At 72.7% G+C, this 24,454-nt stretch carries 23 protein-coding genes and 1 pseudogene; 17 read left to right on the top strand and 7 right to left on the bottom strand.

All coding sequences use genetic code 11. The features are described from left to right. Nucleotides 1-15 precede the first annotated feature (15 nt). The 8 genes from RKD20_RS37525 to mug are packed head-to-tail and all read left to right on the top strand — an operon-like array spanning nt 16 to nt 7,052. Nucleotides 16-921, top strand: a complete 906-nt coding sequence (locus RKD20_RS37525; RefSeq protein ID WP_424881579.1) for an LLM class F420-dependent oxidoreductase — start codon at nt 16-18, stop codon at nt 919-921. Nucleotides 922-977: 56 nt separating this feature from the next. Further along, a complete protein-coding gene (locus tag RKD20_RS37520; protein ID WP_424881578.1) occupies nt 978-1,403 on the top strand; it encodes a GNAT family N-acetyltransferase in 426 nt (141 codons plus the stop codon). A 49-nt stretch (nt 1,404-1,452) separates the two neighbouring features. Next, nucleotides 1,453-2,778 (top strand): hemolysin family protein, encoded by a 1,326-nt coding sequence (locus tag RKD20_RS37515; protein WP_424881577.1) that lies wholly within the window; start codon nt 1,453-1,455, stop codon nt 2,776-2,778. Between the two features lie 37 nt (nt 2,779-2,815). After that, on the top strand, nt 2,816-3,853 hold the full coding sequence (locus RKD20_RS37510) for a hemolysin family protein (RefSeq protein WP_424881576.1): 1,038 nt from the start codon (nt 2,816-2,818) through the stop codon (nt 3,851-3,853). 30 nt (nt 3,854-3,883) lie between these two features. Further along, nucleotides 3,884-4,657: an SGNH/GDSL hydrolase family protein gene (locus tag RKD20_RS37505; RefSeq protein ID WP_424881575.1), complete on the top strand. Its 774-nt coding sequence runs from the start codon at nt 3,884-3,886 to the stop codon at nt 4,655-4,657. Between the two features lie 6 nt (nt 4,658-4,663). Then, nucleotides 4,664-5,005, top strand: a complete 342-nt coding sequence (locus RKD20_RS37500) for a DUF4326 domain-containing protein (RefSeq protein WP_424881574.1) — start codon at nt 4,664-4,666, stop codon at nt 5,003-5,005. Nucleotides 5,006-5,064: 59 nt separating this feature from the next. After that, a complete protein-coding gene (purB, locus tag RKD20_RS37495) occupies nt 5,065-6,507 on the top strand; it encodes an adenylosuccinate lyase (RefSeq protein WP_424881573.1) in 1,443 nt (480 codons plus the stop codon). Continuing rightward, nucleotides 6,504-7,052 carry a G/U mismatch-specific DNA glycosylase gene (mug, locus tag RKD20_RS37490; protein ID WP_424883409.1) on the top strand — a complete coding sequence of 183 codons (549 nt, stop codon included), beginning with the start codon at nt 6,504-6,506 and terminating at the stop codon, nt 7,050-7,052. The genes purB and mug overlap by 4 nt, the downstream gene beginning before the upstream one ends. Before the next feature lie 4 nt (nt 7,053-7,056). On the opposite strand, the gene RKD20_RS37485 is transcribed toward mug, so the two are convergent. From RKD20_RS37485 to RKD20_RS37475, 3 genes are read right to left on the bottom strand one after another with little or no spacing between them, the layout of a single operon-like run. Further along, nucleotides 7,057-7,503 carry a hypothetical protein gene (locus tag RKD20_RS37485; protein WP_020122356.1) on the bottom strand — a complete coding sequence of 149 codons (447 nt, stop codon included), beginning with the start codon at nt 7,501-7,503 and terminating at the stop codon, nt 7,057-7,059. Between the two features lie 58 nt (nt 7,504-7,561). Next, nucleotides 7,562-8,287, bottom strand: coding sequence for an ABC transporter permease (locus RKD20_RS37480; RefSeq protein ID WP_424881572.1), 726 nt, complete (start codon nt 8,285-8,287; stop codon nt 7,562-7,564). 1 nt (nt 8,288) lies between these two features. Continuing rightward, nucleotides 8,289-9,209 (bottom strand): ABC transporter ATP-binding protein, encoded by a 921-nt coding sequence (locus RKD20_RS37475; RefSeq protein WP_424881571.1) that lies wholly within the window; start codon nt 9,207-9,209, stop codon nt 8,289-8,291. Between the two features lie 109 nt (nt 9,210-9,318). Between RKD20_RS37475 and RKD20_RS37470 the strand changes: the two genes are divergently transcribed. From RKD20_RS37470 to RKD20_RS37460, 3 genes are all read left to right on the top strand, one after another. After that, complete coding sequence (locus tag RKD20_RS37470) at nt 9,319-10,488, top strand: sensor histidine kinase (RefSeq protein ID WP_424881570.1); 1,170 nt, start codon at nt 9,319-9,321, stop codon at nt 10,486-10,488. A 14-nt stretch (nt 10,489-10,502) separates the two neighbouring features. Next, nucleotides 10,503-11,165 (top strand): response regulator, encoded by a 663-nt coding sequence (locus tag RKD20_RS37465; RefSeq protein ID WP_424881569.1) that lies wholly within the window; start codon nt 10,503-10,505, stop codon nt 11,163-11,165. A gap of 110 nt (nt 11,166-11,275) precedes the next feature. Next, nucleotides 11,276-12,433: an ROK family transcriptional regulator gene (locus tag RKD20_RS37460; protein ID WP_424881568.1), complete on the top strand. Its 1,158-nt coding sequence runs from the start codon at nt 11,276-11,278 to the stop codon at nt 12,431-12,433. Between the two features lie 50 nt (nt 12,434-12,483). Here the strand turns inward: RKD20_RS37460 and RKD20_RS37455 are convergent, their stop codons facing one another. After that, nucleotides 12,484-13,245 (bottom strand): GntR family transcriptional regulator, encoded by a 762-nt coding sequence (locus RKD20_RS37455; RefSeq protein ID WP_424881567.1) that lies wholly within the window; start codon nt 13,243-13,245, stop codon nt 12,484-12,486. A 167-nt stretch (nt 13,246-13,412) separates the two neighbouring features. Then, a complete protein-coding gene (locus RKD20_RS37450; RefSeq protein WP_359428337.1) occupies nt 13,413-14,297 on the bottom strand; it encodes an RNA polymerase sigma-70 factor in 885 nt (294 codons plus the stop codon). A gap of 165 nt (nt 14,298-14,462) precedes the next feature. Here RKD20_RS37450 and RKD20_RS37445 point away from each other — a divergent pair, with 165 nt between their 5' ends. Then, nucleotides 14,463-15,293, top strand: a complete 831-nt coding sequence (locus RKD20_RS37445; protein ID WP_424881566.1) for an alpha/beta fold hydrolase — start codon at nt 14,463-14,465, stop codon at nt 15,291-15,293. 93 nt (nt 15,294-15,386) lie between these two features. On the opposite strand, the pseudogene RKD20_RS37440 reads toward RKD20_RS37445, so the two are convergent. After that, a pseudogene (locus tag RKD20_RS37440) lies at nt 15,387-16,175 on the bottom strand (EamA family transporter); the annotation flags it as partial. 47 nt (nt 16,176-16,222) lie between these two features. On the opposite strand from RKD20_RS37440, the gene RKD20_RS37435 reads away from it, so the two are divergent. The 3 genes from RKD20_RS37435 (at nt 16,223) to RKD20_RS37425 (ending at nt 20,987) form a co-directional block, all read left to right on the top strand. After that, the gene (locus RKD20_RS37435; RefSeq protein ID WP_424881565.1) at nt 16,223-17,677 is read left to right on the top strand and encodes a PLP-dependent aminotransferase family protein; all 1,455 of its coding nucleotides are present in this window, start codon (nt 16,223-16,225) and stop codon (nt 17,675-17,677) included. Nucleotides 17,678-17,809: 132 nt separating this feature from the next. Continuing rightward, entirely contained in the window at nt 17,810-19,396 is a 1,587-nt protein-coding gene (locus RKD20_RS37430) for an alkaline phosphatase D family protein (protein ID WP_424881564.1), read from the top strand. Between the two features lie 205 nt (nt 19,397-19,601). Next, on the top strand, nt 19,602-20,987 hold the full coding sequence (locus RKD20_RS37425; RefSeq protein ID WP_424883408.1) for a GNAT family N-acetyltransferase: 1,386 nt from the start codon (nt 19,602-19,604) through the stop codon (nt 20,985-20,987). On the opposite strand, the gene RKD20_RS37420 is transcribed toward RKD20_RS37425, so the two are convergent. Continuing rightward, nucleotides 20,965-22,149, bottom strand: a complete 1,185-nt coding sequence (locus RKD20_RS37420) for a trans-sulfuration enzyme family protein (protein WP_424881563.1) — start codon at nt 22,147-22,149, stop codon at nt 20,965-20,967. The two genes, RKD20_RS37425 and RKD20_RS37420, sit on opposite strands and share 23 nt — an antisense overlap. Nucleotides 22,150-22,209: 60 nt before the next feature. Between RKD20_RS37420 and RKD20_RS37415 the strand changes: the two genes are divergently transcribed. Both RKD20_RS37415 and RKD20_RS37410 read left to right on the top strand, forming a co-directional pair. Further along, nucleotides 22,210-22,704 carry an Lrp/AsnC family transcriptional regulator gene (locus RKD20_RS37415; protein WP_359428327.1) on the top strand — a complete coding sequence of 165 codons (495 nt, stop codon included), beginning with the start codon at nt 22,210-22,212 and terminating at the stop codon, nt 22,702-22,704. Between the two features lie 33 nt (nt 22,705-22,737). Further along, nucleotides 22,738-24,429 (top strand): DUF885 domain-containing protein, encoded by a 1,692-nt coding sequence (locus tag RKD20_RS37410; protein WP_424881562.1) that lies wholly within the window; start codon nt 22,738-22,740, stop codon nt 24,427-24,429. The last annotated feature ends 25 nt before the right edge of the window (nt 24,430-24,454 follow it).

The raw sequence follows: 24,454 nt of genomic DNA, 5'->3' as shown, positions 1-24,454 counted from the left end.
CGCTGAGGAGAGTTCGTGCCCCGTTCCGTGCAGCCCCGTCCCTTCCGCTTCGCCGCCAACCTGACCGCCGCCGCCACCGACGAGGACTGGCGCACCAAGTGCCGGCGGGCCGAGGAACTCGGTTACGACGTGATCCTGGTCCCCGACCATCTCGGCAAGGTCGCTCCGTTCCCGGCACTGGTCGCGGCGGCGGAGGTCACCGAGCGGCCACGGCTCGGCACGTTCGTCCTCAACGCGGGGTTCTGGAACCCGGCGCTGCTCGCCCGCGAGGTGGCCACGGTGGACGCCCTGACCGGCGGCCGCCTCGAAATCGGCCTGGGCACCGGCTATGTGCAGTCCGAGCACGACCAGGCGGGGCTGCCCTTCGGCTCGCCGGGCGAGCGGGTGGACCATCTGCGGCGCACGGTCGAGGAGGTGGAGCGGCTGCTGTCCTCGGCGGACCATGTGCCGCAGCCCGTCCAGCGGCCCCGGGTACCCCTGTTGATCGGCGGCATAGGAAACCGGGTGCTGAAGCTGTCCGCCGAGCACGCAGACATCGCGGCCTTCACCGGGGCGACCCTGGTGCCGGGCAACACGACCGGCAAGCTGACCCCGACCACCGCCGAGCGGCTCGACGAGCGTGTCGCGCGCTATCTGCACCTCGCCGAGGGACGCAAGGAGCCGGCCGAACTGAACCTGCTCGTCCAGACCGTGGTCGTCACCGACGACCGCGAGGCCGTCGCCACCCCGTTCCTCCACCGGTTTCCGGACCTGACCCTCCAGCAGGCGCTGGACCTGCCCATCATGCTGATCGGCACGGTCGAGGAGATCGTCGCGCAGGTGCTGGCCCAGCGCGAGCGGTACGGCTTCACGTATCTGACGGTGCTGGAGGCGTCCATGGAGGCGTTCGCGCCGGTGATGGCGCGGCTGCGCGGCCGGTAGCCGTCCGGATGCCGGAACTCCGGGTGCCGGGCCGTCGGGCGTGATGGGATCGCCGTATGACCGACCTGCGCATACGGGCCGCGACGCCCGACGACCTCGACACCGTGCTGGCCTTCTGGAAGCAGGCCGCCGAGGGGACGAGCATCAGCGACGACCGGGAGGGCGTGGAGCGGCTGGTCGCTCGGGACCCCGAGGCGCTGATCCTGGCCGAGCTCGACGGCGAACTCGTCGGCACGGTGATCGCGGGCTTCGACGGCTGGCGGTGTCATCTGTACCGGCTCGCGGTGCACCCGGGTCGCCGTCGGCGGGGCATCGGTTCGGCGCTGCTCACGGCCGCGGAGGAGCGCTTTGTACGGCTCGGCGGGCGGCGCGGGGACGCGATGGTGCTGGTGCGCAACGAGACGGCACAGCACGCTTGGCGCGCGGCGGGGTATGCGCCCGAGGAAAAGTGGCGGCGCTGGGTGAAGCCCCTCGCCGACTAGGACGGGCGATCCCGGGGACCCTGTCCGATCATGGGACGGAGGTGACCCGATGACCGAAGTGCTCCTCCTGCTGGTGGCGATCCTTCTCTCGCTGGCCTGCGGTGCCTTCGTGGCGGCGGAGTTCTCGCTGACCACGGTGGACCGCGGCCAGTTGGAGCGGGCGGCGGAGCGCGGTGAACGGGGCGCGTCCGGCGCCCTGAAAGCCGTACGGAATCTGACGTTCCAGCTGTCCGGGGCGCAGCTCGGGATCACCGTGACCAACCTGGTCGTCGGCATGCTCGCCGAACCGTCGATCGCGGCGCTGATCGCGGGGCCCCTGGAGTCGCTCGGGATCTCGCGGTCCACGTCCCGGTCGCTGGCGCTGGTGCTCGGCACCGCGCTGTCGACCGTCTTCCTGATGGTGGTCGGCGAGCTGGTGCCCAAGAACTGGGCGATCTCCTCGCCGTTGGCCATGGCCAAGCGGGTGGGCACCGCGCAGAGCTGGTTCAGCGCGGCCTTCCGCCCCTTCATCACCCACCTCAACAACACGGCCAACCGGGTGGTGCGCCGCTTCGGCCTGGAACCCGCCGAGGAGCTGGCCTCCGCGCGCGGGCCGCAGGAGCTGGCCGCGCTTGCCCGGCACTCCGCCCGGGCGGGCGCGCTGGAGGCGGACACCGCCGAGCTGTTCGTGCGGACACTCAACCTCGCCGACCTGACCGCGGAGAACGTGATGACCCCGCGGGTGCAGGTGATCGCCCTGGACATCCAGGCGACCTGCGAGGACGTGGCGAACGCGACGCGCGCGACCGGGCTGTCCCGGTTCCCCGTCTACCGCGGCAGCCTCGACTCGGTCGTCGGCATCGCGCACATCAAGGACATCCTGGCGGTACCGGCCGACCGCCGGCCCCGCGCCTCGGTCGCCGAGCGGCTGCGCGAGCCGCTGCTGGTGCCCGAGTCGCTCACCGTGGACCGGCTCCTGGACCGGCTCTCCGGCAAGCGCACGATGGCGGTCGTCATCGACGAGTACGGCGGTACGGCGGGCGTGGCCACGCTGGAGGACATCGTCGAGGAGGTCGTCGGCGAGGTACGCGACGAGCACGACCCGCACGAGACCCCCGACCTCGCCCCCGCGGGCACCGACGAGGACGGCAGGCAACTCTTCGAGGCCGACGGCTCGACCCGCATCGACCAGCTCGCCCGCGTGGGCCTGCGAGCGCCCGAGGGCCCGTACGAGACGCTCGCCGGCCTGCTGGCGACGGAACTCGGCCGGATCCCGGCGGTCGGCGACTCGGTGGAGGTCAACGGCTGGCAGCTCGACGTGACGGACGCCCGGGGCCGCAGAGCCGCCCGAGTGCTGCTCCACGCGCCCCTGATCGGGGAGGGGGCCGCGTCATGATCCAGGCCAAGCATCTGCTCCCGGGGAGGACCGCGCGATGACCGTCGTCCAGTTGCTGATCGGTCTGGCGACGCTTGTCGTGAACGCCTTCTTCGTGGGGGCCGAGTTCGCGCTGATCTCGGTGCGGCGGAGTCAGGTCGAGCCCCATGCCGAGCAGGGCGACCGGCGTGCGAAGAGCGTGCTGTGGGGGCTGGAGCACGTCTCCGCGCTGTTGGCGGCGGCGCAGCTCGGGATCACGTTGTGCACCCTGGTTCTGGGTGTGGTCGCGGAGCCGGCGATCGCGCATCTGCTGGAGCCGGTGTTCCATGCGGTGGGTGTGCCGAAGAGCGCGGGGCACGCGGTGTCCTTCGTCATCGCGCTGACCATGGCGACCTATCTGCACATGCTGTTCGGCGAGATGGTCCCGAAGAACGTCACGCTCGCGGAACCGGTGCGCAGCGCGCTGCTGCTCGGGCCGCCGCTGGTGGCGCTGGCCCGCGGGCTGCGGCCGGTGATCTTCGCGGTCAACGCCTTCGCGAACCTCCTGCTGAAGCTGCTGCGCGTGGAGACCAGGGACGAGGTCGCGGCCACCTTCTCGGACGCCGAGCTGGCCCGGATCGTGCGGGACTCGGGTGAGGCGGGTCTGATCGACGAGCGTGCGCGGGAGCGGCTGCACGACGCGCTGGAGCTGGGACGAAGGCCCGTGCGGGACGTGGTGCTGCCCCTGGAACGTGTGGTCTACGCGCGGGTGGGGGTGACGCCGGAGCAGTTGGAGGCGCTGTCGAGCGAGTCCGGGTTCTCCCGGTTCCCGGTGGTGGACGAGGGGCGCCGGATCGTCGGCTACCTGCACGTCAAGGACGCGCTGGACGCCTCACCGCGGGATCTGCCGTTCTCGGTGCGGGACATGCGGCCGATCGCACGGATCCGGGAGAGCACCCCGCTCGACGACGTGCTGACGGCGATGCGGCGCAGCCGGACGCACCTGGCGGCGGTGCTCGGCGAGGACGGGCGGCTGGCCGGGCTGGTGACGATGGAGGACGTGTTGCGTGAGTTGTTCGGTCTGCAGGTGGGGCCTCCCGGACCCACCGACCGGTAAGTATGTGAGCGCGTTACCATTTCTTCCGCCATGCAGACGAATCCCACTTACTCCAGCCTGGTCGCGGTCGGCGACTCCTTCACCGAGGGCATGTCGGACCTGCTGCCGGACGGCTCCTACCGGGGCTGGGCCGACCTCCTCGCCGGCCGGATGGCCGCCGTGACGCCCGGCTTCCGGTACGCCAACCTCGCCGTGCGCGGCAAACTGATCCAGCAGATCGTCGACGAGCAGGTCGACGTGGCGGCGGCGATGCAGCCGGACGTGATCACGCTGGTGGGCGGCCTCAACGACACCCTGCGGCCCAAGTGCGACATGGTCCGCGTGCGCGACCTGCTGACGGAGGCCGTGGAGCGGCTGGCCCCGTCCTGCAAGCAGCTGGTGCTGATGCACAGCCCCGGCCGCCAGGGCCCGGTCCAGGCCCGCTTCCGGCCGCGCATGGAGGAGCTGTTCGGGGTCGTCGACGAACTCGCCGCACGGCACGGTGCGGTGGTCGTCGACCTGTACGGCGCGGACTCGCTGTCCGACCAGCGGATGTGGGACGTGGACCGGCTGCACCTGACGACCGAGGGCCACCGCAGGGTCTGCGAGGCCGTGTGGCAGTCCCTCGGCTACGACCCCGAGGACACGGAGTGGCGAACGCCGCTGCCGGCCACCGTGCCGCCGCCGTGGCTGGCCCGCCGCATAGCCGACGTACGGTTCACCCGGCAGTACCTGCTGCCCTGGATCGGCCGGCGTCTGACGGGCCGCTCCTCGGGCGACGGCCTGCCCCCGAAGCGACCCGACCTCCTGCCGTACGAGCACTAGGACGTCGTGCACACGCGCGTGGTCAACGTCAGGGGCCGTATCCACGAGTACGGCCCCCGCCTCGAACACGCGCCCGCCGACCTCGTCTACGTCGGGCGTCGCTGGACCATGGGCGGCTGGGACCTGCCGAAGCACCCGCTGTACAACCCCTTCGCCTACGACACCCCCGCGCGCCGCCGGGACGGCACGCGGGCCGAGGTGATGGCGAAGTACCGGGCGTATCTGCTGACGCGGCCGGATCTGCTCGCTCTGCTGCCCGGCCTTCGCGGCAAGGCCCTGGCCTGCTGGTGCGCGCCCGAAAGGTGCCACGCCGAGGTCCTGGCGGAGCTCGCGGAAGAGCTCTCGTAGGTTCCGACGAACGGGACCCTGACGCTGGCCTGCAGGAATCGCCAGTAGAATCCGTCCACGTGACTTCCGCTCCCGCCAAGCCCCGCATCCCGAACGTCCTCGCCGGACGCTACGCCTCCGCCGAGCTCGCCACGCTCTGGTCGCCCGAGCAGAAGGTGAAACTCGAGCGTCAGCTCTGGCTCGCCGTGCTGCGGGCCCAGAAGGACCTCGGGATCGAGGTGCCGGAGCAGGCCCTCGCCGACTACGAGCGGGTCCTGGACACCGTCGACCTGGCCTCCATCGCCGAGCGCGAGAAGGTCACGCGGCACGACGTGAAGGCGCGGATCGAGGAGTTCAACGACCTCGCCGGGCACGAGCAGGTCCACAAGGGCATGACCTCCCGGGACCTCACGGAGAACGTCGAGCAGCTCCAGATCCGGCTCTCCCTGGAACTGGTCCGCGACCGCAGCGTGGCCGTCCTGGCCCGCCTCGGCAAGCTGGCCGGCGAGTACGGCGAGCTGGTCATGGCCGGCCGCTCGCACAACGTGGCCGCGCAGGCCACCACCCTCGGCAAGCGTTTCGCCACCGCGGCGGACGAACTGCTCGTGGCGTACGGCCGGGTCGAGGAACTCCTCGCCCGCTACCCGCTGCGCGGTATCAAGGGCCCGGTCGGCACCGCACAGGACATGCTGGACCTGCTGGGCGGGGACGCCTCGAAGCTGGCGGAGCTGGAGCAGCGGATCGCCGGTCACCTGGGCTTCTCGCAGGCGTTCACCTCGGTCGGCCAGGTGTACCCGCGCTCCCTGGACTACGAGGTCGTCACCGCGCTGGTCCAGCTGGCGGCGGCCCCGTCGTCGCTGGCGAAGACGATCCGCCTGATGGCCGGGCACGAGCTGGTGACCGAGGGCTTCAAGCCGGGTCAGGTCGGCTCCTCCGCGATGCCGCACAAGATGAACACGCGGTCCTGCGAGCGCGTCAACGGCCTCATGGTCATCCTGCGCGGCTACGCCTCGATGACCGGCGAGCTGGCGGGCGACCAGTGGAACGAGGGCGACGTGTCCTGCTCGGTGGTGCGCCGGGTCGCGCTGCCGGACGCGTTCTTCGCGCTCGACGGCCTCCTGGAGACCTTCCTCACCGTGCTCGACGAGTTCGGCGCCTTCCCGGCCGTCGTCGCGCGCGAGCTGGACCGCTACCTGCCGTTCCTCGCCACCACCAAGGTGCTGATGGGCGCGGTCCGCGCGGGTGTCGGCCGTGAGGTCGCGCACGAGGCGATCAAGGAGAACGCCGTCGCCTCCGCCCTCGCGATGCGTGAGCAGGGCGCCGAGCGCAACGAACTCCTCGACAAGCTGGCCGCCGACGAGCGCATCCCGCTCGACCGCGCCCAGCTGGACGCGCTGATGGCCGACAAGCTGTCCTTCACGGGCGCCGCGGCCGACCAGGTCGGCGTCGTCGTCGGCCGGATCGAGGAGATCGTCAAGCAGCACCCGGCGGCCGCGGGTTACGCGCCGGGGGCGATCCTCTGACCCGGTTCACCCCCGCGGACCTGGAGGCCGCCCGCGACCGGCTCGTGCCGGATGTCGTCGCGGACGGCCTCCGCGTTCTGTTCTGCGGCATCAATCCCGGGCTGATGACGGCGGCCACGGGCCATCACTTCGCCCGTCCCGGAAACCGGTTCTGGCCGGTGCTGCACCTGTCCGGGTTCACCCCGAGGCTCCTGAAGCCGTCCGAGCAGCGGGAGTTGCTGTCGTACGGACTCGGGATCACCAATGTCGTGGCCCGGGCGACCGCGCGGGCGGACGAGCTGAGCGCCGAGGAGTACCGCGAGGGCGGGCGGCTGCTGGCGGAGAAGGTGGCGCGGCTCAAGCCGCGTTGGCTGGCCGTGGTCGGGGTCACCGCCTACCGTGCGGCTTTCGACGACAAGAAGGCGGGGGTCGGGCCGCAGGAGCGGACGATCGGGGCCTCGCGCGTGTGGGTGCTGCCCAATCCGAGCGGCCTCAACGCGCATTGGACCGCGGCGACGATGGCGGAGGAGTTCGCCCGGCTGCGGGTGACGGCGGAGCGGGGCTAGCGGGTCACACCGGGTCGATGTCCGAGGCCACGGCGAGGACATGGACCTCGTCCGCCTCGTCCCGGTAGCCCACGCCGAGGGCGATCCAGCGGTCCGAGCCGGGAGGCTGCCAGAGGTCCAGGTCGTCCGTCACGATGCTCGTCGTGAACCAGGGCTCGGGTATCTCCTCGCCCCGGTCGAGGCGCACCTTGAGCGTGTCCATGCCCCAGGGCCGCTGCTGTCTGCCCCAGCGGTCGTCCAACTCCTGGCCTATGCGGCTCTTGAGGGCGTAGAAGTCCCCCACGATCGCCATGCGTGGCGCCGCGTCGCCGTCCCGCGTCCCGTGGCTCACCTCTAACGACTCGATGCGGTAACCGGGCCCCGACCGGTAGGCGCCCGGCCCGCCGTCCGCCGCGGTCAGGTCGCGGGCGCACAGCGAGTCGATGGCGGCGAGGTACTTCGCACTGTCCATGTGATCCAGTAAACCGGCCGCCACTGACATTTGGCGGGGTGTCAGGCGATGTGCGGGGTCAGGCGTCCCGGTGTCGCACGCTCCAGGCCCCGGCGGCCAGTGCGGCGGCCGCCCAGCCCGCGGTCACGGCGAGTCCCGTCCACGGTCCCAGAGGTCCGTCGTGCGTCTCGTACAGGACGATCTGGCCCGCCCGGTCCGGCATGAAGTCGGTGGCCCCGCCGGCCACGTCGCCGATCACGAACGAGACGACGAGGACGAACGGGATCAGGAGCGAGAGCGCCGCCACCCCGCTGCGCAGCACCGCCGCGAGGCCGGCCGCCAGCAGCGCCATCAGGGTGAGGTAGATCCCGCAGCCGACCACACCGCGTACTTGTTCACCGGTGCTGAGACCGCTCGCCGCCTCGCCGAGACCGGCACGTGCCACGACGAGTGCGGCGAGGGCGGTGACCAGGCCGACCACGAGCGTGGGGACGGCGATGGCCGTCGCCTTTGCCGCGAACCACCGCCCGCGCCGCGGCACCGCGGCCAGCGACAGCCGGAGCCCACCCCCGTGGAACTCCGACGACACCGCCATGGCGCCGAAGGAGATGGCCGCGATCTGGCCGGGCGCGACCCCGGACAGCGCCATGAACAGGGGGTCGAACTCGGGGTCGGAGGTCTCGGAGACCCCGGCGATCGCGGAGAACGCGGTGGTCGCCGCGAACAGGGCGAGCAGTGCGCCGAGGAGCGGGCGCAGCGTACGGATCTTCAGCCACTCGGAGCGGAGGACGGGGGCGAAGGGCATGTCAGGCCTCCTGGGCGTGTGCGGTGAACTCGGTCTCGGCGGAGGTCAGGTCGAGATAGGCCTGCTCCAGGGTGGCTTCCTCGGCGGCCAGTTCGAGGAGGGGGACGCCCGCGGCGGAGACGATGGCGCCGATCTCGTCCACGCGTGCGTGCTGCACGGTCCAGTGCCCGTCCTCGTGCTCCACGGCGTCGTGGCCGTGCCGGGCGAGGGCGTTCTTGAGTGCGGTGGGGTCGGTCGTGCGGATGCGGACGCCGGGCTGCACGCGTGCGTGGATGAACTCCCGCATGGGTGTGTCGGCGAGCAGGCGCCCCCGGCCCAGGACGACGAGGTGGTCGGCGAAGGACGCGGTCTCGTTCATGAGGTGGCTGGAGACCAGCACCGTGCGGCCCTGTGCGGCCAGTCGGCGCAGCAACTCGCGGATCCAGATGATGCCTTCGGGATCGAGCCCGTTGGAGGGCTCGTCGAGCATGACCACGCGGGGGTCGCCGAGCAGGGCGGCCGCGATGCCGAGCCGCTGCCGCATGCCCAGGGAGTACGTCTTGACGCGGCGCCGGGCGACCGAGGCCAGCCCCGTCTCCGCCAACACCGCGTCGACCCGGCGGTCGGGGATGCGGTTGCTCGCCGCCAGGGTGCGCAGGTGGGCGCGGCCGGTGCGGGAGCCGTGTGCGGCCTGGGCGTCGAGCAGGGCGCCCACGTGGCGCAGGGGTTCGTCGAGGGTGACGTAGGCGCGGCCGCCGATCGTGGCCGTCCCGGAGGTCGGGCGGTCGAGGCCGAGGACGAGCCGCATGGTGGTGGACTTTCCGGCGCCGTTCGGGCCGAGGAAGCCGGTGACACGGCCGGGGAGGACACGGAAGGTGACGTCGTCCACGGCTCGTCGGGTGCCGAACTCCTTGGTGAGGGCCTGGACTTCGATGCTGGTCATGGCAAGCAGCCTGGCCGGTACCACGGGGGCGGGGCCTCCCCCGCGCGTGGACATCGTCTCCCCCGTGCGGGGGAGGCTCGTTGTCGGTGGCGGCTGGCACGATGACGCAATGGTCCGTTTGCTGCGCCCGTTCGGCCGGGCGGTGACGTACACACGATGGCTGCATCTGTTCATCGCCGTCGTGTGGCCGGCCATGTGGATGTTCGTCGAGGAGGCGTGGTGGATTTGGCTGGTCGCGGCCGTGACGCTCGCGCCCGCCGGACTGGTGCCCGCGATGCGCACCGTGGAGGGGCTCCAGGCGCGGCTGCTGCTGACCGGTCACCGGCACAACAGCGAGAGCAACGACATCGTCGTCGCGCCGTCGGTGTCCTGGCGCGACCGGGGACGGCTCGTGGTGTGGCTTCAGGCGCGGCTGCTGCTCGGCTACGCGACGGCGATGCTCAGCGTGCAACTGCTCCTCACGTCGGTGGACCTGGTGGCGTCGGCCCTCGGTCAGGACGTCGACGAGGGGCTGCTGGTCCTCCTCGACGGCCACCGGTGGTGGCACGTCCTGCTCGCACCCGTGTCGGTGGCCGCGCTGGCGGCGACCGTGGTCGGCTCGGGCCGGCTGATCACCGCGCTCGCGCTGCGGCTGCTCGGCCCCTCCCCCGCCGAGCGCCTGGCCGCCCTGGAGGAGCGCACCGAGCAGCTCCTGGAGCGCACCCGTATCGCGCGTGAGCTGCACGACTCGATCGGGCACGCCCTGACGGTCGCCGTCGTCCAGGCGGGCGCCGCCCGCGCGGCCGGCGATCCGGCGTTCACGGACCGTGCGCTGGACGCCATCGAGGAGACCGGCCGGGCCGCGCTGGAGGACCTGGAGCGTGTCCTCGGCATCCTGCGCGAGTCGGAGCGGCCGGTGAGCAGCCGCCCGACGCTGACGGACGCCGACCGGCTGCTGGAGTCCGCGCGCGCGTCCGGCGCGAAGGTGGACGCCGAGCTGACCGGGCCGGTGGACACCGTGCCCGCACCGGTCTCCCGTGAGGGCTACCGGATCCTCCAGGAGGCGCTGACCAATGTGCTGCGGCACGCGGGGGCCGTCCCGGTCCGGGTCCGTATCGAGGTCACGGGCGAGTCGCTGGCCCTGGAGGTCCGCAATCCGCTGACGGCCGACATACCGGGCCCCGGGCGGGGCAGCGGGCTGCGCGGCATACGCGAACGCGCGGCTCTGCTCGGCGGCCACGCGCACACCGGGCCCGACCGGGGTGACTGGCAGGTGCAGGCCGAGCTGCCGCTGCGCTGATCTACGCTGACGGGATGCCGGTCACCGTTCTCCTCGTCGACGACGAACCCCTCGTACGCGCCGGTCTGCGGGCGGTGCTGGAGGCGCAGCCCGACATCGAGGTCGTCGGCGAGGCGGCCGACGGAGCGGCGGTGATCCCCCTGGTGCGGCAGCTGCGGCCCGACGTGGTCGCCATGGACGTGCGGATGCCTCTGATGGACGGCATCGAGGCCACGCGCGCGGTGCTGCGGACGGTCGAGCGGCCGCCGAAGATCGTCGTGGTGACGACGTTCGAGAACGACGAGTACGTGTACGAGGCGCTGCGGGCCGGTGCCGACGGGTTTCTGCTGAAGCGGGCCCGGCCTGCCGAGATCGTGCACGCGGTGCGGCTGGTCGCCGAGGGCGAGTCGCTGCTGTTCCCCGCCTCGGTACGGCAGCTGGCCGCCCAGTACGGCGACGAGGGCGGCAACCGGGCCGCCCGGGCGGCGATGGAGCGGGCCCAGCTCACCGAGCGGGAGGCCGAGGTGCTGCGGCTGATGACGCGCGGTCTGTCCAACGCGGAGATCGCCGCGCGCCTGGTCGTCGGCATCGAGACCGTGAAGTCCCACGTCAGCGGCGTGCTGGCGAAGCTGGGGGCGCGCGACCGCACCCAGGCGGTGATCGCGGCGTACGAGTCGGGGTTCGTGGCGCCGGGCTGAGCCGGGCGCCCGGCCGGGGCGTGGGACGTATCTCCCGGCCCGGCACTGCCGACGGGGCGTTTCGCCGAGTACGATCCGCCCAACACGCGCACGAGCTGGGAGGACGGACGTTGGGGCGACTGACCGGCGGGGACCCCTCGCTCCTGCGAAGGATCAATTCCGCGGTGGTGCTGCACGCGCTGCGTGCCACGGACTGCGCGACGCTGACCGAGATCACCCGGGTGACGGGCCTGTCCCGGCCGACGGTCGAGGGGGTCGTCGAAGGGCTCATCGAGGGCGGCCTGGTCGTCGAGAAGGCCGCGGACGAGAGCGTCGCCCGGCGCCAGGGGCGGCCCGCGCGGCGCTTCCGGTTCCGGGCCGAGGCCGGGCATCTGCTGGGCCTCGACATCGGGCCGCACCGGGTCGCCGCGCTGCTGTCCGACCTCGACGGCCGGGTGCTCGGCGCGGTGGCCAAGGACGTCGACGAGACGGCCTCGGCCGACGAGCGCCTGGAGCGACTGCGCACCGCTGTCGCCGAACTGCTGCGCCGGGCCGGGGTGGCGCGCGACTCCCTGTGGGCGGTGGGGGCCGCCTCCCCGGGCATCGTGGAGGCGGACGGCACCATACGGCTGTGCGCGGCGCTGCCCGAGTGGACGGGGCTGCGGCTGGGCGAGCGGCTCAGCCGTTCCTTCAAGTGCCCGGTGCTGGTCGAGAACGACGCCAACGCGGCCGCGGTCGCCGAGCACTGGAAGGGCTCCGCGACCGAGTCCGACGACGTGGTGTTCGTGCTGGCCGGGCTGAGCCCGGGGGCGGGTTCGCTGATCGGCGGCAGGCTGCACCGGGGGTACGGCGGGGCGGCCGGGGAGATCGGCGCGCTGCATCTGCTGGGCCGCGAGGTCACTCCGGAGACGCTGCTGTCCACCACGGACGAGCCCTTGCACCCGCTCGACGAGCAGGCCGTCGCCGAGGTCTTCGCGCAGGCCCGGGAGGGCGACCAGCGGGCCCGGGCAGCCGTGGACCGCTTCCTCCAGCGGCTCGTGCACGACGTGGCGGCCCTGGTCCTGGCCGTCGACCCGGAACTCGTCGTGGTGGGCGGCTGGGCGGCCGGTCTGGACGGTGTACTGGAGCCGCTGCGGCGCGAGTTGGCCCGCTACTGTCTGCGCCCGCCGAAGGTCGCCCTGTCGCTCCTGGGCGAGGCGGCCGTGGCGACGGGTGCGCTGCGACTGGCCCTCGACCATGTGGAGGAGCAACTGTTCGCCGTAGAGGGCACGGTGACGGCCCGGCGGTGACGCGGCGGCGCCCCGGATCTCGGGAGAGGTCCGGGGCGCGGCCGAATCGCTCAGGAGGCCCGGCGTTCGGGCCCCTCGTGGATCTCCACAGCGCCGGAGTCCCCGAAGGTCAGCCGGCAGGTGTCCGCGCGGTAGGTCGCCACCGAGACCGCGGCGGTGCGGCCCCCGGCCAGGTAGCGGGTGGTGACGACGAGCACCGGGGCGCCGGGCAGGCGGTCCAGTTCCTTCGCGTCGTCCGCGCGGGCCGAGCCGAGTTCGACGGCGTTCTCCCGGCTCTCCAGCTCCAGGCGCTGCAGTTCGCGCAGCACGGCACGCGCGCGTGCGGCCCCGGACGGCGCGTCTATGGCGGAGAGCTCCGGCACCGACGCCTCGGGGATGTACAGCAGTTCGGCGGCGACGGGCTGGCCGTGGGTCATCCGGGAGCGGCGCACGGTGTGCACCGGCTGCTCGCGGTCGGTCCCGAGCGCGTCCGCGACGGACGCGGGCGGCACCGCGGCGGCGCAGTCGACGGTCTGCCAGTCGTCGCCGGCCGCACCGGGCCAGGCGTGCTGCTCGCTGCCGACGGCCACGCCCACCCGCGGCGGGGCGACGGTCGTCCCGACACCGCGGCGGCGCTGCAGCCTGCCTTCCAGCTCCAGTTGCTCCAGAGCCTGGCGGAGCGTGGCGCGGGCGACGCCGAAACGGGCGGCGAGGTCGCGCTCGTTGGGCAGGATCTCGCCCACGGCGAATTCGGAGTCCAGTGCCTCACTGAGCACGGTCCTGAGATGCCAGTACTTCGGTTCCGGTACCGATTCGAGCTGCGTGGTCCCCACCCTGTCCTCCGCAATCGCCGTGCTCCGGCGGCGTTTTCGCGCCCTTGTTTATTAAAGGTTGTTGCACTTCTCTGCGACCATAGGGCGACCCCCACCCTTGGTCAAGACCAATCGTCGATCCCCTGCGGGGCGTGCGGGCCTGATGCCACACAGCGTTGACGAGGTGTTCAGACGGCGGCCAGGGAGCGCAGCTTGTCGGGGTTGCGGATGACGTAGACGGACTGGATGCGGCCGTCCAGGACGTCCAGTTGGAAGACGGAGTCGGGCTTGCCGCCCGACAGGATGAGCACCGCGGGCCCGCCGTTGAGCTCCAGGAACCGCCAGGTGATGTCCGGGACGCCCTTCTCGGCGACGCCGACGAGGAAGCGGCCCACGTGGTCGGCGGACTCCAGGACCCGCAGCGGCGCCTTGCTCTTGCCGCCGCTGTCCCCGACGAGCCGGACGTCCGGGGCGAGCAGCGACAGCAGTTCCTGCAGGTCGCCGCCGCCCGCGGCGGCGAGAAAACGCTCCGTCAGATCGCGGCGCCGCACCGGGTCGACGTCGTAGCGGGGCCGTCGTTCCTCCACGTGCCTGCGGGCCCGTCCCGCGAGCTGGCGTACGGCGGGTTCGCCTCGGTCGAGCATGGCGGCGATGTCGGCGTAGGGGTAGCCGAAGGCCTCCCTGAGGACGAACACCGCCCGCTCCAGGGGCGACAGCGACTCCATGACGACCAGGACCGCGAGGGAGACCGAGTCGGCGAGGACCGCCTGCTCGGCGGTGTCGGGCACGGTGTCCCCGAAGTCGGTCACGTACGGCTCGGGCAGCCAGGGGCCGACGTACGTCTCACCGCGCGCCTTGACCTGGCGCAGCCGGTCGATGGCCAGGCGCGTGGTGACGCGGACCAGGTAGGCGCGCGGTTCGCGCACCTCGCTCCGGTCGGCCGCCGACCAGCGCAGCCAGGCTTCCTGCACCACGTCCTCGGCGTCGGCGACGCGCCCGAGCATGCGGTAGGCGACGCCCAGGAGGACGGGACGGTGTTCTTCGAAGACGTCGGTCTCGGTGTCAGTGGCCACGGGTTCATCCCAACGCAGACGCCGGTTCGTGTCCAGGCGATATGGGCGTGCGGCGCGCCCCGGGACCGGAGGGGTCTACCCGCCGGTAGCAATTGCTGACAAGCTGTCTACGGCGCGTCCGCCGTGTACCCCCCTCAGCCCGTGAGTCGCCGTCAAGGAGCCCTCATGTCCGCCACCGTCTCCTTCAAGGTCCCCTCCGCCACGGGGCCGCAGCCCGTGACCGTCTCCTACGCGCGCGTGGGGCGCGGGGAGCCGTTGCTCCTGCTGCACGGCATAGGCCACCACCGTCAGGCCTGGGACCCGGTGGTGGACATCCTGGCGACCGAGCGCGACGTGATCGCCGTCGATCTGCCGGGGTTCGGCGCGTCGCCGGGGCTGCCCGAGGGGCTGTCGTACGACCTGGCCACCACGACGTCCGTGTTCGGGGCGTTCTGCGAGGCTCTGGAGCTGGACCGCCCGCACGTGGCGGGCAACTCCCTCGGCGGGCTGCTGGCCCTGGAGCTCGGCCGCGAACAGCTCGTACGGTCCGTCACCGCGCTGTCTCCCGCCGGGTTCTGGTCGGGGGCCGAGCGGCGCTACGCGTTCGGGGTGCTGCTCGCGATGCGGCACATCGCCCGGCGGCTCCCGCTGCCGCTGGTCGAGCAGCTGGCCCGCAGCGCGGCCGGCCGCACGATGCTCACCAGCACCATCTACGCCCGCCCGGGCCGGCGTTCACCCGAGGCCGTGGTCGCCGAGACGCTCGCCCTCGTGCAGGCCACGGGGTTCGACGAGACACTCCGGGCCGGTACCGCCGTCCAGTTCACCGACGACGTCCCGGGGCTGCCGGTCACGGTCGCCTGGGGCACCAGGGACATGATCCTCGTGCGCCGGCAGGGCGTGCGGGCCAAGCAGCTCATTCCCCGGGCCCGGCTCGTACGGCTGCCCGGCTGCGGCCACTGCCCGATGAACGACGACCCCGCTCTGGTCGCGCGGGTCATCCTCGACGGCAGCCGCTGACACCGTCCGTCCGCGGCTCAGCGCCCCCGATCCGAGGGCGACTCCGGCGCCGACCAAGGCACTGCCCACGGCCTGGGCGGCGCCGTAGGAGCCCGTGCCGACCAGGGGCGCGGTGCAGGCGGCCGCGACCGGGATGAGGCCGGAGAAGAGCGTGGCGCGCTCCGCGCCGATCCGCTGCATGCCCATGTACCAGCACACGAAGCCGACGACGGTGACGACCGCCGCCTGCCACAGCAGTGCGGCGGCCTCGGCGGTGTCGGGGCGGCGCAGCCACGCGGTGCCGTCCAGGAGGAGTCCGGCCACCGCGGCCTCGGCGGCGGCGACCGCGCAGACGGTGGCGGACAGCAGCCGTGGGCCCAGGGGCCGCAGCACCGGTACGGCGAGCACCGCGAAACCGACCTCACCGGCGAGCGCGCACACCGAGAAGGCGAGACCCGCGCCGTCCGTACGGCCCCAGCCCTGGACGGCGAAGGCACCGAGGGCCACCAGCGACGCGCCCCGCAGGACGCGGCGTCGGGGCCGGCGTCCCTCCAGCAGCGGGACGAGGACGGCCACCAGCACCGGTGCGCAGCCCACGAAGACGCCGGGGACGGCCGGTTCCGCGGTGCGTTCGGCGGCGATGACGGCGATGTTGAAGCCGACCATGCCCACGGCGGCCAGCAGCGCGAGACGGATCCACTGCCGGGGCTCCAGCGCGCGCAACCGGGCCGCGGCGCCCTTCGCCGCCAGGGGGACCAGCAACAGCGCGGCGAGGCCGTAGCGCAGGAACTGGCCGCCCGCGTACGGGTAGTCGCCGAGGAGGCTGTTGGCGGTGAAGGACGCTCCGACGAGGACGCACGCGAACGTGGCGAGGAGGGAGCCGCGCAGGGTGGTGGCGTTCATGGAGACGACGCTAGGAAGGGCCGCGGCCCGGTTTAAGGTCCAGTGCCATGACGTCATCGGGGACCAATCCGGAGCGACGGCCGCCCGACGACCCCGTCGGGTCCGCCGCCTGGGAGTTGCTGCTGCCCGCCGTCTCCGCGCCGGCACGCACGCGTGGCCGCTCCCTTCAGGCGGCCCTGCGGGAGGCGGTCAGGTCCGGACGGCTCGTATCGGGGACGCGGCTGCCGTCGAGCCGGGACCTGGCCGCCGACCTCGGTGTGTCGCGCGGGCTGGTCACCGAGGCGTACGAGCAGCTGACGGCGGAGGGCTATCTGCGCAGCGGCCGGGGGGCCGGCACCTGGGTCGGCGGTGCCGTGCGGGCTTCCCGGCCACGCGCGCGTGACCTGGCCCCGCGCACGCCGGGCGCCCGCGCGGACTTCGTCGCGGGCACGCCCGACCTGTCGTTGTTCCCCCGCGCCGCCTGGGCCACCGCGCACCGGGGCGTGCTGGCGGAGCTGCCGCACCAGGACCTCGGCTATCCCGACCCGCGCGGGCTGCCCCGGCTGCGTGCCGCCCTGGCCGAACTGCTGACGCGCCGCAGGGGCGTGGTCGCCGATCCGGAGCGGATCGTGGTCGTCTCCGGTGTGGCACAGGCGACCACGCTGCTCGGATTCGCGCTCCATGCGCGCGGGTTGCCGACGGTCGGCGTGGAGAATCCGGGGAGCCCGCAGCACGACGCCCTGTACGCGGCGGCGGGTGTCACCACCGTTCCCGTGCCGCTGGACGAGGACGGCATCCGCGTCGGGTCCCTGCGCGAGGCGGGCGTGCGGGCCGTGGTCGCGACGCCCTCCCACCAGTTCCCCACCGGTATCGCCTACTCCGCGCGGCGGCGCGCCGAACTGCTCGACTGGGCGCGTGCCGTCGACGGCTTCGTCCTGGAGGACGACTACGACGGCGACTTCCGCTACGACCGGGCTCCCGTGGGGGCGCTCCAGGGGCTCGACCCGGACCGGGTGGCCTACGCGGGATCGGTCAGCAAGTCCCTCGCCCCCGGACTGCGGCTAGGCTGGCTGCTCGTGCCGCAGACGCTGGCCGACGAGGTCGTCGAGCGCAAGCGGACCATGGACCTCGGCCATCCCACGATCGACCAGGCGCTGTTCGCCCGGTTCGTGGAGCGCGGCGACTACGACCGCCAACTGCGCCGCTGCCAGCGCGCCTACCGGGAACGGCGCGACGCGCTGGTCTCCGCGCTGGACGAGCACCTGCCGGGCACGGAGGTGTCCGGGATCGCCGCCGGGCTGCATGTCATCGCCGCACTGCCACACCGGTACGGCCCCCAGGAGAAGGTCCTCCCGCGCCTTGCCGCGGCCGGTGTGACCATCCGTCCGCTGACGGACTACGCACACGCGCGTGCCGAGCCCGACGAGGAGCCGGGGGTGCGGCTGGTCCTCGGATACGCGCACCTGTCCCCGACGCGGATCCGGGAGGGCGTACGGCTGATGGCCGAGGCCGCCCGCGACTGAGCCGCGCTGTTCGGCACACGGGCTCCCTTGTTCCCGCGGCCGGTTGTTCACCCGCGGTTTCCGTGTGCGCTGCGGCGCCCCAGTAGGTGTGGCATCACACACCGGCCGGATCCCGTCCTTGGAGGCGCATTCATGTCCCACCGTCCGTTCCCCGGCCGCCGCAGCGTTCTGCGCGGCTCCCTGGCCGCGTCGGCGGCCCTCACCCTTCCCGCGGTCTCCGCGGGCGCGCCGGCCTTCGCCCTCTCCGGACGCCCCGGGGCGGGCTGGGGGGTGCAGACGGGAGACGTGACCTGCGACTCCGGTCTGGTGTGGGTGCGTTCCGACCGTCCGGCCCGGATGATCGTGGAGACGTCCGCGACCGAGTCGTTCCGCAACCCGCGCAGATGGCACGGCCCGCTGCTCGGCGCGGACACCGACTTCACGGGGACGACCCGGCTGCGCGGACTGCCCTCGGGCGAGCAGATCCACTACCGCGTCCTGCTGGCCGACCCGGACGATCCGCGCCGCACCGGCGAGGCGGTCGAAGGCACCTTCCGCACGGTGTCCCCCAAGCGCCGTGACGGGGTGCGGTTCCTGTGGTCCGGCGACCTCGCCGGGCAGGGCTGGGGCATCAACCCCGACTTCGGCGGCTACACCATCTACCAGGCGATGGCCAAGCTGGACCCGGACTTCTTCCTGTGCAGCGGCGACAACATCTACGCCGACGGCCCGATCGCGGCGACCGCCGCCCTGCCCGACGGCAGCACCTGGCGGAACATCACCACCGAGGAGAAGTCCAAGGTCGCCGAGACCCTGGCCGAGTTCCGCGGCAACTTCCGCTACAACCTGCTCGACCACAACCTGAGGGCCTTCAACGCCCAGGTCCCGTCGATCATCCAGTGGGACGACCACGAGGTGCGCAACAACTGGTACCCGGGCGAGAAGATCCTGGACTCCGACACCCGCTACACCGAGAAGAGCGTCGACGTGCTCGCGGGCCGGGCGCGGCGCGCGTTCAGCGAGTACTTCCCGGTCTCCACCCTGCGGCCGGGGGCGCGGGACGGCCGGGTCTACCGCGTCCTGCGGCAGGGTCCGCTGCTCGACGTGTTCGTGCTGGACATGCGGACGTACCGCAACGCCAACTCGCCCGACGACCAGAGCGTGGACCCGCAGGGCATCCTCGGCCGGGAGCAGTTGGAGTGGCTCAAGCGGGAGCTGTCGCGCTCGCGGGCGGTGTGGAAGGTGATCGCCTCCGACATGCCGCTCGGCCTGGTCGTGCCCGACGCCACGGAGGGCAAGGCGAACATCGAGGCGGTGGCGCAGGGCGACCCGGGCGCCCCGCTCGGACGTGAGCTGCAGATCGCCGAACTGCTGCGGTACGTCAAGCACCGGCGGATCACCGGCACGGTGTGGCTGACGGCCGACGTCCACCACACCTCGGCCCAGCACTACCAGCCGTCGCGGGCCGCCTTCACCGACTTCGAGCCGTTCTGGGAGTTCGTGTCGGGCCCGCTGAACGCGGGTGCCTTCCCGGCCAGCGCGCTCGACGGCACCTTCGGCCCGGAGCGGGTGTTCGTGAAGGCGCCGACCGCCGCGAACGTCTCCCCCGCGGGCGGCTACCAGTTCTTCGGCGAGGTCGACATCGACGGCCACAGCGGCGAGCTGACGGTGCGTCTGCGTGAGCAGGACGGCACGGTGCTGTTCACCCAGGTGCTCCAGCCGGGCCGGGTGGGCCAGTAACTCCCGTTACCCTCGACGGCGGGTCGCGCACCGGCGTCATCCCCCGGTGCGCGACCCATGAACGGTTGAAAAGGGTACAAAGCGTACGGACCCACACTTTACCGCCCAGTCACAATGCGTTCGTGATCACGCAACACCGTTCCTCCACAGTGGTTGCATGACTCGAGACATGTCTGATGTGACCCGTGCGAAAGACGGTCGCCCCGTGCACCACTGGCGGCGCGACGTGATCGAACTCGCCGCCCTGTTCACGGCCGTCGCGGTGGCCGACACCGTGGCGAACCTGATCGGGCACGGCCCCGACGGCAGTGCGCTGCTGGTGATCTCGGCGGTGGCGCTGGCCGCCACGGCGGGATTCCACACGTGGTGGGCACGGCGCCACGGGCACGCGCCGCCGACGGGCGATACCGGCGCCCGGCCGAGGCCCGAGGGCGAGCGGGCCGGGCCCCGCGACCAGGCGTCGGGGACCACGGACCCCGAGGCCGAGGCCGAGGAGAGCACGCTGTGGCGGATGCGCACCACGGTGAAGGACGCACCGGGCTCGCTGGCCGCCCTGTGCACGGTCCTCGCCGAGCAGCGCATCGACATCCTCAGCCTGCAGACCCACCCGCTGGCCGCGGGCACCGTCGACGAGTTCCTGCTGCGTGCCCCCGGCGCGCTGGAGGGCTCCGAGATCACCCGGGCCGTCGCGCGGGCCGGCGGCACCGACACCTGGATCGAGCGGGCCGACACCCACGATCTGGTGGACGCCCCGACCCGGGTGCTGGGCCTCGCGACCCGCACCGCGCTGGACGCGGCGGAACTGCCGCTCGCACTGCGGCAGTTGCTGGGCCGGTGCACGATCCGGTCACTGCCGGCCGTTCCGGTGGGAGGCGGTCGAGGACCGGAGGGAGTGCCCGTGGAAGGCGCGCTGGAGGACACCGTGATGCGGTTGCGGGCGCCCGAGGGCGGTGTGATCACCGTGGAGCGGCCGTATCTGCCGTTCACGCCGACCGAGTTCGCCCGCGCCCGGGCACTGGTCGAACTGGACGCCCGGCTCGGTCCGCGGGTGCCGCGCAGCCAGGACGTCCTGACGCTGCCGGAGGGCCACGACATCACCGTGCGCCGGGCCGACACCGGGGACCTTCAGGCCGCGGTGGCGATGCACGAGCGGTGCTCGCCGCGGACGTTGAGCCTGCGGTACCACGGCCCGGTCGGTGACGCCGACCGCTATCTGAACCATCTGCTCAGTCCGCGGTTCGGGCAGACCCTGGCCGTGCGCTCCGCGTCGGGGCGGATCGTCGGGCTCGGGCATCTGCTGTGGGACGGGGACGAGACCGAGGTGGCGCTCCTCGTGGAGGACGCGTGGCAGCGGCGCGGCATCGGGGGCGAGCTGTTGGAGCGGCTGGTCGCCCTGGCCGCCGAGGCCGGGTGCGCGAGCGTGTACGCCGTGACGCAGGCGTCCAACACCGGGATGGTCGCCGCGATGCGGGGGCTGGGGCTCCCCCTCGACTACCAGATCGAGGAGGGAACCCTGGTGATCACCGCCCGCATCGCTCCGCAGCCGGAGGCGGAGCGCGCGGTGGGAGTCACGAGGACCGAGGCGCCGTAACGACCGAGGCCTCCTGGAGGGCGGCGTCCAGATCCGCCCACAGGTCCTCCACGTCCTCCAGGCCCACCGACAGGCGCAGCAGCCGGTCGCTCACTCCGGCGCCCCGGCGGTCGTCCGCGGGCACGATGCGGTGGCTGATCGACGCCGGGTGCTGGATGAGGGTGTCCACGCTGCCCAGGCTCACCGCCGGGGTGATCAGGCGGACCCGGCCGATCACCTCGTGCGGGTCGCCTTCGACCTCGAAGGCGACCATCGCGCCGCCGATGCGCGGGTAGTGGACCCGGGCGACCCGGGGATCGGCGGCCAGGCGGCCGGCGAGTTCCGCGGCGGTCGTGGAGGCGGCGCGGACCCGGACCGGCAGGGTCGAAAAGCCGCGCAGCAGGAGATAGCCGGCGAGGGGATGCAGGACGCCGCCGGTGGCGAAGCGGACCTGCCGCAGCTGCCCGGCGAACTCCTCGTCGCAGGCCACCACGCCCGCCATCACGTCCCCGTGCCCGCCGAGGTACTTGGTGGCGCTGTGCAGCACCAGGCGGGCACCCTGTTCCGCGGGGCGCTGGAGCACCGGGGTGGCGAAGGTGTTGTCCGCGAGGAGGGGCACGGAGCCGCAGGAGTGGGCCAGGGCCCGCAGGTCGATCTCGGCGAGGGTGGGGTTGGCCGGGGACTCGACCAGGACCAGTCCGGTGTCCGGGCGCAGGGCGTCGGCGACTCCCGCCGGGTCGGTCCAGGTGACCTCCGTGCCGAGGAGTCCGGCGGTCAGGAGGTGGTCGCTGCAGCCGTACAGGGGGCGTACGGCGACGACGTGGCGCAGGCCCAGGGAGGCCCGTACGAGCAGGACGGCCGTGAGCGCGGCCATGCCGCTGGCGAAGGCGACCGCGGCCTCGGTGTTCTCCAGACGGGCCAGGGCCGTCTCGAAGCGGGCGACGGTCGGGTTGCCAAGGCGCCCGTACACCGGCGGGCCCTGCGGCTCGGCGCCGGTCGCGGCGAAGGCGTCGATGCGGGCGGCCTCACCGCGGCTGTCGTGGGACGGGTAGGTCGTCGACAGGTCGATGGGCGGGGCGTGCAGTCCCTGGCGGGCGAGGTCGTCGCGGCCGGCGTGGACGGCCTCGGTGGCCAGAGCTCTGAGCGGCGTACGGGAGGCGGTGGCGGTGCGCACTGAGTCCATGACCGCCAGGGTGAACACCGAACGGCGGTTCCGGGGCATAGCCCGTGCTACGTTCGGCCGATGGCCGAATCTGTCGTACTGGACCCGGTGGACCTGCATCTGCTGCGGCTGTTGCAGAACGACGCCCGGACCACCTACCGCGATCTCGCCGCCCAGGTGGGAGTCGCCCCGTCGACCTGCCTGGACCGGGTGACCCGGCTGCGCCGCTCGGGCGTCATCCTCGGGCACCAGCTGCGGCTGGATCCGGCCAAGCTGGGCCGGGGCCTGGAGGCACTGCTGTCGGTGCAGGTCAGGCCGCATCGGCGGGAGCTGGTGGGACCGTTCGTGGAGCGGATCCGGGCGCTGCCCGAGTCGCGCACCGTCTTCCATCTGACCGGGCCCGACGACTACCTCGTGCATGTGGCCGTGGCGGACATGGCGGATCTGCAGCGGCTCGTGCTCGACGGGTTCACGTCACGGCGCGAGGTGGCCCGGGTGGAGACGCGGCTGATCTTCCAGCAGTGGGAGTGCGGACCACTCCTTCCGCCGGCCACGCCCACAGCGGAATCGGCGTGACGGACGCGAGGTCCCCGTACGAGGATGGACCGCATGTCTGAGACTCAGAGCCCGCTGCCCCGCCAGGTCGCCGACACCTACGTCGACGAGCTCATCGCCCTCGATCCGATCACCGGTACCTACCTGGGTGTGAAGGAGAGTTCGAGCAGGCTTCCCGACACCTCGCCGGCGGGCCAGGAGACGCTCGCGGAGCTTCAACGGGCCACGCTCGCGAAGCTCGACGAGGCCGAGCGCCGGCCCGGCGCGGACAGCGACATCGAGCGCCGGTGCGGACGGCTGCTGCGCGAACGCCTGACGGCCGAACTCGCCGTGCACGAGGCCGACGAGGGCCTGCGCGCGGTCGGCAACATGGCCACCCCCGCGCACTCGATCCGCGAGATCTTCACCGTCACCCCGAACCAGACCGACGAGGACTGGGCGGCGATCGCCGAGCGGCTGCGTGCCGTGCCCACCGCGTACGCGGGTTATCGCCAGTCCCTCGAACTCGGTCTGGAGCGCAAGCTGTACGCGGCACCGCGCCCGACCGCCACCTTCGTCGAGCAGCTCACCGAGTGGGCGGACACCGACGGCAAGGGCCGTGGCTGGTTCGAGGACTTCGTCTCTGCGGGCCCCGAGGCACTGCGCGCCGAGCTGGACGAGGCCGCCCGCACCGCGACCGCCTCCGTGGTGGAGCTGCGCGACTGGATGCGGGACGTGTACACGCCGGCGATCGAGGGCGCCTCGAACACCGTGGGCCGGGAGCGGTACGCCCGCTGGGCCCGCTACTTCAACGGCACGGACCTCGACCTGGACGAGGCGTACGCGTACGGCTGGTCCGAGTACCACCGCCTGCTCGGCGAGATGAAGCAGGAGGCCGAGAAGATCCTGCCCGGCGCCGAGACGCCGTGGGTGGCGCTCGCCCACCTCGACGAGCACGGCAAGCACATCGAGGGTGTCGACGAGGTCCGCGACTGGCTCCAGGGCCTGATGGACCAGGCGATCGACGCGCTGGACGGCACCCACTTCGAACTCGCCGAGCGGGTACGGAAGGTGGAGTCCTGCATCGCCCCGCCCGGCGGCGCCGCGGCCCCGTACTACACGGCCCCCTCGGAGGACTTCTCACGTCCCGGCCGTACCTGGCTGCCGACGATGGGCCAGACCCGTTTCCCGGTCTACGACCTCGTCTCGACCTGGTACCACGAGGGCGTACCCGGCCATCACCTCCAGCTCGCGCAGTGGACGCATGTGGCCGGGAACCTCTCCCGCTACCAGGCCTCGGTGGGCGGGGTGAGCGCCAACGCCGAGGGCTGGGCGCTGTACGCGGAGCGGCTGATGGACGAGCTCGGCTTCCTCACGGACGCGGAGCAGCGGATCGGCTATCTCGACGCGCAGATGATGCGGGCCGCCCGGGTCATCGTCGACATCGGCATGCACCTGGAGCTGGAGATCCCGGCGGACTCGCCCTTCCACCCGGGTGAGCGCTGGACGCCCGAGCTGGCGCAGGAGTTCTTCGGCGCGCACAGCAGCCGTCCGGCGGACTTCGTGGAGAGCGAGCTGACCCGCTACCTCACGATCCCCGGCCAGGCGATCGGCTACAAGCTCGGTGAGCGAGCCTGGCTGCTGGGCCGGGAGAAGGCCCGCGAGCGGCACGGCGACGCCTTCGACCTCAAGGCCTGGCACATGGCGGCACTGTCGCAGGGTTCGCTGGGGCTGGACGACCTGGTGGACGAGCTGGCGCGGCTCTGACAGATCCCGCGAGGCGTACTCCGGG

The sequence above is a fragment of the Streptomyces sp. SLBN-8D4 genome, from assembly GCF_049739545.1.
Classification (GTDB): Bacteria; Actinomycetota; Actinomycetes; order Streptomycetales; family Streptomycetaceae; genus Streptomyces; species Streptomyces canus_C.
Note: the sequence above shows the minus strand (reverse complement) of the source record. Positions and strands in the feature narration are given on the sequence as shown.